We start from the raw sequence: 13,382 nt of genomic DNA, 5'->3' as shown, positions 1-13,382 counted from the left end.
GAGCAGTCGCAGAATCGCCCATTTCCCTGCGAAATCGGGCGATTTTGCGTCTGTTGGCCATCTCCTTGTCGAGGGGCCTTCCGCGGGCGCGGCGGTTATGTATAGCATCATATATAACTTCGGCCCCTGAGGAGCGGCGATGCGCGGTCCACGCGACCGGATGGTGGTATCTGCCGCCCTGCTGATCAGGGAGCGCGGCGCCCACGCCACCGCCATCTCCGACGTCCTCGAGCACAGCGGCGCGCCGCGCGGATCGGCCTACCACTACTTCCCGGGCGGGCGCACGCAACTGCTCTGCGAGGCCGTGGACTACGCCGCGGACCACGTCGCCGCGATCATCGCCGACGCCGCGAGCGGCCTCGACCTGATCGACACCCTGATCGACAAATTCCGCCAGCAGCTGCTCGACAGCGACTTCCGCGCCGGCTGCCCCATCGTCGCCGTGTCCGTGGAGGCGGGCGAGCAGGACGCCGAGCGCATGGCGCCGGTCGTCGAGCGCGCGGCGGCGGCGTTCGACCGCTGGACCGACCTGATCGCCCAGCGCTTCATCGCCGACGGCGTAGCCCGGGAACGGGCGGGCGAATTGGCGGTCCTGGCCACCACCGCGCTCGAGGGTGCGATCCTGTTGGCCCGGGTGCGCCGCGACCTGATGCCCCTCGACGTCGTCCGCCGCCAGGTGCGCGAACTGCTCTTGGCTACGTCGTCGTATCGGGTGACCGGAGAGGATGTCCCACAGTGACCACAGACACGACCGGTGAATGGCACTCCACCGCATGCATCCTGTGCGAATGCAACTGCGGCATCGTCGTTCAGCTCGACGATCGCCGGCTGGCCCGCATCCGCGGTGACAAGGCGCACCCGGCATCGCAGGGCTACACCTGCAACAAGGCGTTGCGGCTGGATCACTACCAGAACAGCCGCACCCGGCTGACCGCCCCGCTGCGCCGACGCGCCGACGGCAGCTACGAGGAAATCGACTGGGACACCGCGATCGTGGAGATCGCCGAGGGATTCAAGCACATCCGCGACACCTACGGCGGGGACAAGATCTTCTACTACGGCGGCGGCGGGCAGGGCAATCACCTGGGCGGGGCGTACAGCGGCGCCTTCCTGAAGGCGCTCGGCTCACGGTACCGCTCAAATGCGTTGGCGCAGGAGAAAACCGGCGAGTCCTGGGTCGACGGGCAGCTGTACGGCGGTCACACCAGGGGAGAGTTCGAGCACGCCGAGGTGGCGGTGTTCGTCGGCAAGAACCCGTGGATGTCGCAGAGCTTTCCGCGCGCCCGGGTGGTGCTGAACGACATCGCCAAGGATCCGGCCCGGTCGATGATCGTCATCGACCCCGTCGTCACCGACACCGCCAAGATGTCCGACTTCCACCTGCGGGTGCGGCCCGGCACCGACGGGTGGTGCCTGGCGGCGCTGGCCGCCGTCCTCGTCCAGGAAAACCTCTGCGACGAGACGTTTCTCGCCGAGCACGTGCGCGGCGCCGACACCGTCCGCGACGCGTTGCGCGACGTCGCGGTCGCCGACTACGCCCAACACTGCGGGGTCGACGAGGAACTGCTGCGCGCGGCGGCGCGGCGCATCGGCGCCGCGGCGAGCGTCTCGGTCTTCGAGGACCTCGGCGTGCAGCAGGCACCCAACAGCACGCTGTGCTCCTACCTGAACAAGCTGCTCTGGGTTCTCACCGGCAACTTCGCGAAAAAGGGCGGCCAGCACCTGCATTCGTCGTTCGCACCCCTGTTCGGGCAGTTCTCCGGCCGCACCCCGGTCACCGGCGCGCCCATCATCTCCGGGCTGGTGCCCAGCAACGTGGTCCCCGAGGAAATCCTGACCGACCATCCGGACCGCTTCCGCGTCATGATCGTGGAAAGCAGCAATCCCGCTCACTCGCTGGCCGATTCGACCGCCTGCCGCGAAGCCTTCCAGTCGCTGGAACTGATGGTGGTCATCGACGTCGCGATGACCGAGACCGCCAGGCTCGCCCATTATGTACTTCCGGCCGCATCCCAATTCGAGAAGCCGGAAGCCACCTTCTTCAACCTGGAGTTCCCGCACAACACTTTCCAATTGCGCCGTCCGCTGCTCGAGCCGTTGCCGGGAACACTGCCCGAGCCCGAGATCTGGGCCCGGTTGGTGCGGGCGCTCGGCGTGGTCGACGACGCGGATCTGCGGCCCCTGCGCGAAGCCGCCCAGCGGGGTCGGCAAGCGTACGCCGAGGCCTTCCTGTCCGCCGCCACCAATCCCACGGTGGCTCAGCTACTTCCGTACGTGCTCTACGAGACGCTCGGACCGACCTTGCCGGACGGGCTGCGCGGCGCGGCCGCCCTATGGGGCCTGGCCCAGAAGACCGCGATGAACTATCCCGACGCCGTGCGGCGCGCCGGTCACGCCGACGGCAACGCGCTGTTCGACGCGATCCTCGACAACCCCTCGGGCGTGACGTTCACCGTCCACAACTACGAGGACGACTTCGCGTTGATCAGCCACTCCGACCAGAAGATCGCGCTGGAAATCCCGTCGATGCTCGACGAATTGGCCGCGCTGGCCCGGACCCCGGCCGAGCTGACCACGCCCGATTTCCCGATCGTGCTGTCGGTGGGGGAGCGGCGCGCCTACACCGCCAACGACATCTTCCGCGACCCGTCCTGGCGCAAACGCGACGCCGACGGCGCGCTGCGGGTGAGCGTGGAAGACGCCCAGGCCCTAGGGCTCGTCGACGGATGCCGGGCCCGCATCAGCACCGCGGCCGGCAGCGCCGAGGCCACCGTCGAAATCACCGAGACCATGCTCGCCGGACATGCCGCCCTGCCCAACGGTTTTGGGCTCGACTATCTCGACGACGACGGTCACACCGTGGTGCCCGGAGTGGCCCCGAACGCCCTGACCTCGATCGGGTGGCGCGACCCCTACGCGGGCACGCCGTGGCACAAGCACGTGCCCGCGCGCATCGAGGCGCTGACGCCGGTCAGTTCCAGATCTTGACCCGGCGCTCCGGTTCCAGGAACAGCGCGCCGGTGTCGGCGCCGTCGAACGCGTCGTAGAAGGCGTCCATGTTGCGCAGCACGCCGTTGCAGCGGAATTCCGGTGGCGAGTGCGGGTCCACCGCCAGCCGCCGGATCGCTTCGGCCTCGCGGGATTTGGTGCGCCACACCTGGGCCCAGCCGTAGAACACGCGCTGCACGCCGGTCAAGCCGTCGATCACGGGGGCGGGTTGGCCGTTCAGTGACAGCTGATAGGCCAGCAGCGCGATCGACAACCCACCCAGATCCCCGATGTTCTCCCCGACAGTGAACGCGCCGTTCACGTGGTGGCCGCTCGACAGCCCCCTCGGGATGTACGTGTCGTACTGCGCGATGAGGGCCTTTGTGCGAGCACCGAATTCGGCGCGGTCGGCGTCGGTCCACCAGTCGACCAGGTTGCCGTCGCCGTCGTACTTGGCGCCCTGGTCGTCGAAGCCGTGACCGATCTCGTGCCCGATCACCGCGCCGATGCCGCCGTAGTTCGCGGCGTCATCGGCCTCGGCGTCGAAGAACGGCGGCTGCAAAATGGCCGCCGGGAAGACGATTTCGTTCATCCCCGGGTTGTAGTACGCGTTGACCGTCTGCGGGGTCATGAACCACTCGTCCTTGTCCACCGGGCCGCCGAGCTTGGCCAGCTCGCGGTCGTGGTTGACGGCGTACCCGCGCTGGTAGTTGCCGTAGAGGTCGTCGCGGTCGATCACCAGCGTGGAGTAGTCCCGCCATTTCGCCGGGTAGCCGACCTTGGCGGTGAACTTGTCGAGCTTGGCCAGCGCCCGCTCCCGCGTCTGGGGCGTCATCCACTCCAGGTCGTTGATGCTCATCCGGTAGGCCGCCTGCAGGTTGGCCACCAGCTCGTCGATGCGCGCCTTGGCGCCGGGCGGGAAATGCCGTTGCACGTACAGCTTTCCGACGGCGTCGCCCATCAGGCTCTCGACCAGCGAGACCGCCCGCTTCCACCGGTCCCGGATCTGCTCGGTGCCGGTCAACCGGCGGCCGTAGAAGTCGAAGTCCGCGGCCACCACCTCGTCGGTCAGCCAGGCGGCCCGCGCGCGGATCACCCGCCACCGCGCCCAGCTCTTCCACACCTCGAGGTCCTCGCTGCGCCACAGCTCGGCGAATGACCGAACGTAATCCGGTTGGCGCACAACGACTTCCGCGAGCGCTTCGGGCTGGGTGCCCAGCGCGGCGACCCACGTGCCCCAGGCGAAACCCACCGACTCGTCGCGCAGTTCGGCGAACGTGCGCAAGTTGTAGGTGAGGTCGGCGTCGCGGCGCTTGACCACATCCCAGTGCGCCTCGGCCAGCCGGGTCTCGAGCGCGACGATGCGCTCGGCGGTCCGGATGTGGCTTTCCGGGTCGCCGCCGAAGACCAGGCCGAACATCCGGGCGATGTGCCCGGGGTACGCCTCGAGCACCTCGGCGTGCTGTTCTTCGCGGTAATAGGACTCGTCGGGCAGCCCGAGTCCGGACTGGGTGAAGTGCACCAGGTAACGGGCCGAGTTCTTGGCGTCGGTGTCCACATACATCGCGACACCGCCGCCCACCCCGGTGCGCTGCAGGGCGCCGAGGGCGGCGGCCAGCGCGTCGGCGTCGGCCGCGTCGTCGATCACGGCCAGTTCGTCGAGCAGCGGGCGCACGCCGCGCCGCTGGACGGTCTCCTCGTCGAGAAAGCTCGCATACAGGTCGCCGATGCGTTGCGCGTCCGCGTCGCCGGCGGCCGCACCCCGCTCGCTGGCCTCGACGATCAGGTCCCGCACCTGCTCCTCGGCGCGGTCGTACAGCTGCCGGAAGGCGCCGTCGGTGGCCCGGTCCGCCGGTATCTCGTATTCGGCCAGCCAGCGGCCGTTGACGTGACCGAACAGGTCGTCTTGGGGGCGGATGCTGTCGTCTACGTAGCTCAGGTCGATGCCCGAGCGGAGGGCCGTATTCGTCACCCCGCCATCCTTCCATCTTTCCCGGGTGCGACGATCGGGCCATGTCCGAGGGCGCGCGCACCGAGCCACCTGCCGAAGAAGATGTCGTCGACGCCGGCGACGACGCCGAAGAGGGCGGCCACCCGACCGCCGACGACGCTGACGACGGCGAACCCGGCCCCGAATCCGACCCAGCGGTCTTCTCGCATTACGGGGTGGCGTCAACGGTTCTCGGCGTGCTGTCGGTGGCCGCGGTCGTGCTCGGGGTGATCATCTGGTCCGGCCACCGCGACCAGGTCGCCGAGCGCGGTTATCTGAGCCGCGTCATGCAGACCGCCGCCGGGTGGACCAACGTGCTGATCAACATGAACAGCGGCAACGTCGACGCCAGCCTGCAGCGGCTGCACGACGGCACGGTCGGCGAACTCAACACCTACTTCGATGCCGCCGTGCAGCCCTACCGGGCGGTGGTGGAAAAGCTGCAGTCCAAGAGCGCCGGGCGGATCGACGCGGTGGCGATCGAAACCGTGCACCACGAGCTGGACGCCCAGCCCGGCGCCGACAGGCCCCCGGGGTCGGAATCGGTGACGACCAAGCTGCCGCCGTTCGCCAGCCGGACCGACTCGGTGCTGCTGGTCGCCACGTCCGTCAGCGAAAACGCCGGCGCCAAGCCGCAGACCGTGCACTGGAACCTGCGGCTGGACGTGTCCGACGTCGACGGCAAGCTGATGATTTCCGGACTGAGTTCGATCCGATGAGAAACATCTGGCGACTGTTCGCATTCGACATCGCGGCCCCGCTGGCCGCGATCGCCGCGTTGGTGGCCATCGGGGTGGTGCTCGGCTGGCCGCTGTGGTGGGTGTCGGCCTGCTCGGTGCTGGTCCTGCTGACCCTCGAGGGCGTCGCGGTCAACTTCTGGCTGCTGCGCCGCGATTCGGTCAGCCTCGGCACCGACGACGACGCGCCGGGGCTGCGGTTGGCGGTGGCCCTGCTGTGCACGGCCGCCCTGGCGGCGGCCGTCGCGACCGGATACACGCACTGGACGAAGACGGACCGCGACTTCACCGACGACTCCCGCAAGGTCGTGCGGATCGCCACCGGCATGGCCGAGGCCATGGCGTCGTTCAGCCCCACCGCCCCGACCGATGCGATCGACCGGGCCACGGCCATGGTCGTCCCCGAGCATGCGGCGGCGTTCAAGGAGCAGTACACCAAGTCCAGCGCCGAGCTGGGCCAGCACAAGGTCACCGCCCAGGCCGCCACGGTCTCGGCCGGCGTCGAGGCGCTCGGGCCGACGGCGGCCAGCGTCGCGGTGATCCTGCGGGTGACCCAGAACGCGCCGGGCCAGCCACCCAGTCAGGTGGCGCCGGCGCTGCGGGTGACGCTGACCAAGCGCGGTAGCGACTGGCTGGTCGCCGACGTGCTGCCGATCAGGTAGCTCAGTTGGATTCGGCCGAGGGGCCGGACTTCACCTTCACGAACCGGTCCGACAACCGGCGGATGCGGATCATCAGTGCGGCCGTCGGGCTGGTGCTGCCGTCGAGGTAGCCGCCCAGCTCCTCGGGGCTGACCCCGATGCGGGACGCGAACTCCTGCTGCGCGAGTCCCGAGCGGTCGATCAGTAGCCGCACGTGGCGGGCCACCTCGGCGCGCTCGTTGGCGTCCAGGTGGGTGCGGGCGCGCTCGAGCACCTCCCACAGCGCCTTGGCGATGCCGTAGGGGCGGGTGCCGCCGAGGACCTCTTCGACCTGGCGGGCGGTGCGCCCGTACGGGTCGCGCTTCAACGCGCCGGCGATGCGCTTCCAGGTGGCGATGTCACCGCCCTGCAGGGCCGACCGGATGGCGGCGGTCGGCCAGAACTCCACCGGCTGGTCCAGGTCCGGAACGGATCCGGACGGCCCCTCGGACGGGCCACCGCCGCGGTTGCGCTGTTCGGGGGCCGGCCGGCGGGGCGGCGGTGGGGGGCTGAATTCGTTGCGGGCGCCCGCCAACGTCACCTCGCCTCCTCCAGCATCGCTACCGCCACGGACAGGCAGCGTTCCCTGATCCCCTCCCAGTCCGAGTTCGCGTCGGCTTCCGACCCCTGGTCTTCCGGGTAGTCGCACGGATCGGGATCTGCGAGTCGACGGACCAACTGGGTGGCGATGCATTGCCGCCTGGACGATTCACAACAGTAATACCTGTCCATTCCGGCCAGCACCACCGCGGCGGTCTCGGGTTCCATCGCATCCACCATGTCTGCAAAGTCGGCATAATCGCGGCGACTGTTACGGCACATGATGAGGTAGCCCTTGAGCCGCAGGGTCTCCGCGCCGGTCGGGACCAGCAACCGGTCGCCGGTGGGCAGCTGCACATGGGTCGTCTCCACCGGGCTGCGCCGCGCGTACCTCGGACGGTCGGTGGCCCCCGCCGGTGCGGCGTCCGGGTCGGTCTCGAGCGCGTCGATCGCCACCGACAGGCGGCCCCGCCACAGCGTCACCGGATGAACGGGCCGGTCCGACCCGGAAATGGCCTTGGCGATCCCGTTGCGCGCCGCCAGCCCGCCGACGAGCTTCTTGGGGCCCGACGAACCGTTGGCATGGCCGTTGGTGGCGGTCTTCCTGTCGCCCGCGGTCACCCCGACGGCGACCTTCTCCTCGCCCAGCGCTACCTGGTGGGGGATCTGCCCGGGCCCCAGGCCGCGGGTGCGTTCCTCGTCGGGGCCCGACGAAGCCTGACCGCGGCCGCGACCGCAGCCGCTGAAGGCCAGTGGATCGGTCACGCAGATGGCGTCGGGCGCCAGGTGCTTGAGCTTGGCGGCGGACTTGAGCACCATCCGCAGGTCCGCGCTGGGCGCCACCAGCGCCGAGATGTCGTCGGGAATGACGACGACGTCGCCGAGGTCGACCTCCGGCAGCGGCCGGTCGAAGTCGACCGACGGCAGCACGCGGGACAGCCACGGCGGCAGCCACCAGTTCCACTGCGCGAACATCGCCATCAACGCCGGAACCATCACCAGCCGCACCACGGTGGCGTCCACCGCGATCGCCACGGCACAGGCCACGCCGATCTCGGCCACCAGCGGCATGCCGGCGAAGGCGAACCCGACGAACACCGCGATCATGATCAGCGCCGCGCTGGTGATGGTGCGGGCGCTGGTGCTGACGCCGTAGGCCACCGCGTCACGGGTGTTGCCCGAATGCAGGAACCGTTCCCGGATGCGGGTGAGCAGGAAGATCTCGTAGTCCATCGACAACCCGAAGGTCATCGCGAGCACCAACGGGGGAACCGTGCTGTCGATCGAGCTGATCTGGGCGAAGCCGAGATCCTTCAGCCATCCCCACTGGAACACCATCACCAAACTGCCGTAGGCGGCCGCGACCGACAGCAACGTCATCAAGACGCCCTTGAGCGCCAAGAACACCGAGTGGACGGACACCAACAGCATCACGAACGCGATCAGCGCGACGAAGCCCAGCACCAACGGTTCGGTCGCCGACACCTGGTCGTCGAAGTCCTTGATCAGCGCGGTCGGGCCGCCGACGTCCACGCGCGCGGTCCCCAACTGTTGGACCTTGGGGAGCTCCGCGCGCATCCAGCCCACGGTTTCGCGGGCCCGCATGTCCTCGGGGTCCACCGACAGCACCGCGGACAGCAGCGCGCTGCCGTTGTCCTCGGCGTACTGGGGCGGTGACACCGAGACGATGTTCGGCGCCTGCGTCATCCGCTGGCGGACCGCGCCGACGGTGTGGCTGTGCTCGGGCGAGGCCGCCCCGCCCTCGGGGAAGTTGATCAGCACCCGGATCGGCCCGAGCGCGCCCGGACCCAACGCCTGGGCGGCGGCGCCGACGCCGGCGCGGATCTCGTGGGACGAGTCGAACTGGCGTAACAGGCTGTTGCCCAACACCATTGACGCCGCGGGCGCGGCCATCACGAGCAGCACCAGCGACGCCGCCAGCGCGGACATCCACGGCCGGCGCATCACCCATCCGATCCACCGGTTCCAGAACCGCGACTGGGTGCTTTCGGGCCGACGGGACCAGTGCAGGAAGCCCGACCGCTTGGCGGCCGCCCGGCCGAACGTCGCCAGCGCCGCCGGTGTCAGGGTGGTCGAGGTCAGCATCGCGACGGCGACGGCCAGGATCGCGCCGGTGGCCATCGACTTCAGCGCCGGGGTGTTGATCACGTAGATCCCGGTGAGGGACGCGACGACGGTCGCGCCGGACAGCACCACGGCCAGCCCGGAGGTCGCCATCGCGGCGTCGACGGCCTCGCGGGGCTGGCGCCCGCTGCGCAGTTCCTCGCGGAAGCGCATCAAGATGAACAGCGAATAGTCCACGGCCAGCGCGATCCCGAACATCGACACCGTCGAGGTCACGAACACCGACATGGTGGTGTACGCGGAGAGCAGGTACACCAGGCCCATCGTCACCACGACCGTGCACACGCCCAGTGCCAGAGGGATCGCCGCGGCGGCCAGTGAGCCGAACACGGCGAGCAGGACGATGAGGATCACCGGCAGGTTCCACCGTTCCGCGGCGGCGATGTCGTGCTTGGTGTTGGCGGCCGCGGCGGCGCTCAGCGCGCCCTGGCCGATGACGTAGAGCCGCACCCGGCCGTTGGCGGTCTGGCCGGGCTGGTCGCCCTTGATGCCGACCTTCGTGCGGAGCTTCTTGGCGACGTCGCTGGTGTTGCGGGAATCGAGCCGCACCGACAGCACGTAGGGGCGGTCGGGTTGCGGCGGCCGCTGGGTGGGGTTGGGGATCTCCGAGGTGCCGGGGACCTCGGCGGTGAGCCGTCGCAACTGTGCGACCGCCTCGTTCATGTCCTGGTAGGTGGCGTCGGCGCGGGGCGCGGCCACCAGCGCCAGCGATGACCCGCCCTGGTCGTGGTAGAGCTCCTCGAGCTGGTCGTGGACCGCCAGCGATTGGGAACCGGCCACGTCGAAACCGCCGCCGGTGAGGTTGCCGGATTGCGTCAGCGCCAGGTAGACCGCAGGAACCAACGCCAGCAACCAGCCTGTGAAGACCAACCAGCGGTACTTACGCAGGCTGCGGCTGAGGCGCATCATCAACTGCTGGATTTTTCTCGCTCCCCGGTTCTCGCGTAACGCGTGCAGGCGAGGATACCGGAGCACGCTGTGGTTTATGTGGGGTTATGTAGTTCCTGAGCTGCGGTGACGGCGTCGTTGCCAAGAAGCTGCGGAGTCGTTGTGAACCGGTGACCAAGCGGGATCTCGGTCACATCCGCAGTTCGCGGCTGGCCGGGCGATATCGGCGGTGGCAGGATGTCGGTTGGCCTGGCGGGTCCTCGGGGGATTCAGGGGGACCCGGCCATCGGTAAGGCCGTCCATTGCAGCTGTTTGCGACGCGCTCATCCGTGGCGGTCCGCGCAAACTGTGAGGAGTTCTCGATGACGACAGGCAGCGCTGGACGGCGTGGCAAAATCTTGGCCGGCCTGATCGCCGCCGCCGCGCCCGGCGCCGCCCTCGCGGTGCTCGCCGGTCCGCCGGCGACCGGCGCCAACGATCCGTGCGCGGCCAGCGAGGTCGCCCGCACCATCGGCTCGGTCTCGAAGTCGATGGGTGACTATCTGGATTCGCACCCCGAGACCAACCAGACGATGACCTCGATGCTGCAGCAGCAGGCGGGGCCGCAGTCGCTGAGCGGGCTGAAGAGCTACTTCGACGCCAACCCGAAGGTCGCCGGGGACATGACGTCGATCGCGCAACCCCTGACCAGCCTGTCGCTGCAGTGCAAGCTGCCGATCTCGATCCCGCAGATGATGGGCATGATGCAGCAGGCGCAGGGGGCCGCGGGCGCCCTGCCCGCGCTTCCCGGTAACCCCCCGGGCGCCTCCCCGCTGGGCGGAACGGGCGCCCCGCCCGCCGCGCCGCAGCCCGCTCCTCTCCCTGCCGGCACCAACCCGCTCTCGGGCCCGCCGCGCGGAAACACCGTCGGCTAGGCGTCCCGGCCGTCGGTCTCCGGGTTTCGGTCGGGCGGCAGCGGCCCCTGCAGGGCGGCCTCGGTCGGGTCGGCGGAAGCGTCGCCCGGCTGCGGCACGATCGGCAGCGGACCGGTGATCGGGTCGTCGTCGGAGTCGTCGACGTTCTCGGTGCGGAACACGAAGAAGAACACCACCCAGCCGACCGCGGCGATGAGCAGCCAGCTGATCAGCCGGTAGATCAGCATGGCCGAGATCGCGCTCGACAGGGACATCCCGCTCGAGACCAGCCCCGGCACCAGCACCGCCTCGACGACCAGCAGCCCGCCGGGCATCAGCGGGATGGTGCCGACCGCGCGGGCCGCGGCGTAGGCGACGGTCAGCCCGGCCACCGACGCGTGATCCCCGGCGGCGTACGCGGCGAAGCCGAGGCAGGCGACGTCGGCGACCCAGTTGAACATCGACCACCCGAACGCCACCCCCAGGTCGCGGCGGCCCAGGCTCACCGATTCGAGCTGCATCAGCGTCTCGCGCCACTTGTCCAGGCCGGTGTCGGCGGGCTTTCCGCGCACCGAGTTGACCCACGTCAGGACCCGGCTGCCGATGCCTTCGATCAGCTCCGGCCGCGAGGCCACGGCCTGCGCCAGCAGCAGCAGGGCGACGAAACCGCCGAGCGTGAACAGCAACGAGAACGGGTTGTTCTTCGCGCCCAGCAGGAAAGCGCCGCCCAACCCGAGCAAAGCCAATCCCACCGCCTGCAGCACGCCCGACATCACCAGCTGCCACGACGCCACCACCGTCGAGGCACCCCAGAGCCGTTGCTGGCGGAACAGGAACGTCGCCGACAGCACGGGCCCGCCGGGCAGCGTGGTGCTCAGCGAGTTGGCCGCATAGAACGCGGCCTCCGAGCGCAGTTGCTTGACGTGCACCCCGGCCGACTTGAGCAGGGTGCGCTGGATCTGGGCAAAGCTGTGCATGGACGCGGCCGCCGCCACGACCGAGGCGAGCAACCACCACCAGTTCGCCTCGTACAGGCTCATCCACGCTTTGGCCAGCTGATCCCAGCCCAGGGAAACCTCGACGGCAAGCACGATGGCAACCATCCCCAGGATGACCCAGCGCACCCACCAGTACTTCCCGCGCGGGGTTTGTTCGCGCGGGAAGTCGAGATTGCGGGCGGGTGCGTCGTGCGACACGTGATTTAGGGTAACGGTGCAGGTGGCGCCGCGATCGCTGCGCGCCGCCGACTGTGTCGCCGTCGTAACCGGATCGTGCCGGCTCCGACGGCTGCGGGCGACGCGTAGGCCTTTGGCAGGCGCTGCGAACCGATTCGGGGCCGCGCCGCTACCGATAGGCTGGCCAGATGTCAGCAAACGTCGACGACGCGTCGGTTGAACCCGTAGTACGCAAGACCGCGGCCTGGGCGTGGCGTTTGCTCGTCATCCTGGCCGCCGCGGTCGCCCTGTTGTGGGTGGTCAAGAAGCTCGAAGTCATCGTCGTTCCGGTGCTGGTGGCGCTGCTGCTGAGCGCGCTGCTGGTGCCGGTGGTCGATTGGCTGGACCGGCGGGGCCTGCCCCGCGGCGGCGCGGTGGCGCTGGTGCTGCTGGGCGGCTTCGCGATCCTGGGCGGCATCCTGGCGTTCGTCATCCTGCAGTTCATCGACGGCCTGCCCGGCCTGACCGAACAGGTGACGCAGAGCATCGAGTCGACCCGCCGGTGGCTGATCAACGGGCCCGCGCATCTGCGCAGCGAACAGATCGACAGCGCGGGCAACGCCGCCATCGAGGCGCTGCACAACAACCAGGCCAAGCTGACCAGCGGCGCGCTGTCCACCGCGGCGACCGTCACCGAGCTGGTGACCGCGGCGGTGTTGGTGCTGTTCACGCTGATCTTCTTTCTCTACGGTGGCCGCAACATCTGGCGGTACGTGGTGCAGATCATCCCCGCCCACGTCCGCGACCGGGTGCACGAAGCCGGCAACGCCGGGTACGGGTCGCTGATCGGGTACGTGCGGGCCACCTTTCTGGTGGCGCTGACCGACGCGGCCGGGGTGGGCGCGGGCCTGGCGATCATGGGCATCCCGCTGGCGCTGCCGCTGGCCTCGCTGGTGTTTCTGGGTGCCTTCATCCCGCTGATCGGTGCGCTGATTTCCGGCCTGCTGGCCGTGGTGGTCGCCCTGTTGGCCAAGGGCATCGTGTACGCGCTCATCACGCTGGGGGTGTTGATCGCGGTCAACCAGATGGAGGCCCACCTGCTGCAACCGCTGGTGATGGGCCGCGCCGTCTCGATCCACCCGCTCGCCGTGGTGCTGGCCATTTCCACCGGCGGCGTGCTCGCCGGGATCGTCGGCGCCCTGCTGGCCGTCCCGACGGTCGCGTTCCTCAACAACGCGTTCCAGGTGCTGCTGGCGCCCAATCCCGAGGCGGAAGCCGAGAAGCAGACCGAGGAGGCGGACGAGAAGAACGCCATCCTGCAGGCCGAGCCGGACAAACCGGGCTCCGACTGATACCAGCGTCAGGGG

General features: G+C 69.4%; 10 protein-coding genes. 6 read left to right on the top strand and 4 right to left on the bottom strand.

Translation table 11 applies throughout. The features are described from left to right. The first annotated feature begins 139 nt into the window (after positions 1–139). Both W7S_RS24440 and W7S_RS24435 read left to right on the top strand, forming a co-directional pair. Positions 140–739 carry a TetR/AcrR family transcriptional regulator gene (locus W7S_RS24440; RefSeq protein WP_008261912.1) on the top strand — a complete coding sequence of 200 codons (600 nt, stop codon included), beginning with the start codon at positions 140–142 and terminating at the stop codon, positions 737–739. After that, complete coding sequence (locus W7S_RS24435; protein WP_008261911.1) at positions 736–2,988, top strand: molybdopterin-dependent oxidoreductase; 2,253 nt, start codon at positions 736–738, stop codon at positions 2,986–2,988. Before W7S_RS24440 ends, W7S_RS24435 begins: the two co-directional genes overlap by 4 nt. Here W7S_RS24435 and W7S_RS24430 read toward each other — a convergent pair. Beyond that, positions 2,972–4,960, bottom strand: coding sequence for a M13 family metallopeptidase (locus W7S_RS24430; RefSeq protein ID WP_008261910.1), 1,989 nt, complete (start codon positions 4,958–4,960; stop codon positions 2,972–2,974). The genes W7S_RS24435 and W7S_RS24430 overlap by 17 nt on opposite strands. A 41-nt stretch (positions 4,961–5,001) precedes the next feature. Between W7S_RS24430 and W7S_RS24425 the strand changes: the two genes are divergently transcribed. Further along, positions 5,002–5,697 (top strand): hypothetical protein, encoded by a 696-nt coding sequence (locus tag W7S_RS24425; RefSeq protein ID WP_008261909.1) that lies wholly within the window; start codon positions 5,002–5,004, stop codon positions 5,695–5,697. Continuing rightward, a complete protein-coding gene (locus tag W7S_RS24420; protein ID WP_008261908.1) occupies positions 5,694–6,377 on the top strand; it encodes a hypothetical protein in 684 nt (227 codons plus the stop codon). Before W7S_RS24425 ends, W7S_RS24420 begins: the two co-directional genes overlap by 4 nt. Before the next feature lies 1 nt (position 6,378). Here W7S_RS24420 and W7S_RS24415 read toward each other — a convergent pair whose 3' ends face one another. Further along, entirely contained in the window at positions 6,379–6,936 is a 558-nt protein-coding gene (locus W7S_RS24415; protein WP_014712519.1) for a helix-turn-helix transcriptional regulator, read from the bottom strand. After that, positions 6,933–9,989, bottom strand: coding sequence for an efflux RND transporter permease subunit (locus W7S_RS24410; protein WP_008261904.1), 3,057 nt, complete (start codon positions 9,987–9,989; stop codon positions 6,933–6,935). The genes W7S_RS24415 and W7S_RS24410 overlap by 4 nt, the downstream gene beginning before the upstream one ends. Before the next feature lie 341 nt (positions 9,990–10,330). On the opposite strand from W7S_RS24410, the gene W7S_RS24405 reads away from it, so the two are divergent. Beyond that, positions 10,331–10,882, top strand: coding sequence for a hemophore (locus W7S_RS24405; RefSeq protein ID WP_008261902.1), 552 nt, complete (start codon positions 10,331–10,333; stop codon positions 10,880–10,882). Here W7S_RS24405 and W7S_RS24400 read toward each other — a convergent pair. Continuing rightward, positions 10,879–12,057 carry a YbhN family protein gene (locus tag W7S_RS24400; RefSeq protein WP_008261900.1) on the bottom strand — a complete coding sequence of 393 codons (1,179 nt, stop codon included), beginning with the start codon at positions 12,055–12,057 and terminating at the stop codon, positions 10,879–10,881. The genes W7S_RS24405 and W7S_RS24400 overlap by 4 nt on opposite strands. A gap of 167 nt (positions 12,058–12,224) precedes the next feature. Here W7S_RS24400 and W7S_RS24395 point away from each other — a divergent pair, with 167 nt between their 5' ends. Beyond that, entirely contained in the window at positions 12,225–13,367 is a 1,143-nt protein-coding gene (locus W7S_RS24395) for an AI-2E family transporter (protein ID WP_008261889.1), read from the top strand. Positions 13,368–13,382 lie beyond the last annotated feature (15 nt).

It is taken from the genome of Mycobacterium sp. MOTT36Y (genome assembly GCF_000262165.1).
Lineage (GTDB): Bacteria > Actinomycetota > Actinomycetes > Mycobacteriales > Mycobacteriaceae > Mycobacterium > Mycobacterium intracellulare.
The sequence above is the reverse complement of the archived record's forward strand: the minus strand, read 5'-3'. Positions and strand labels throughout refer to the sequence as shown.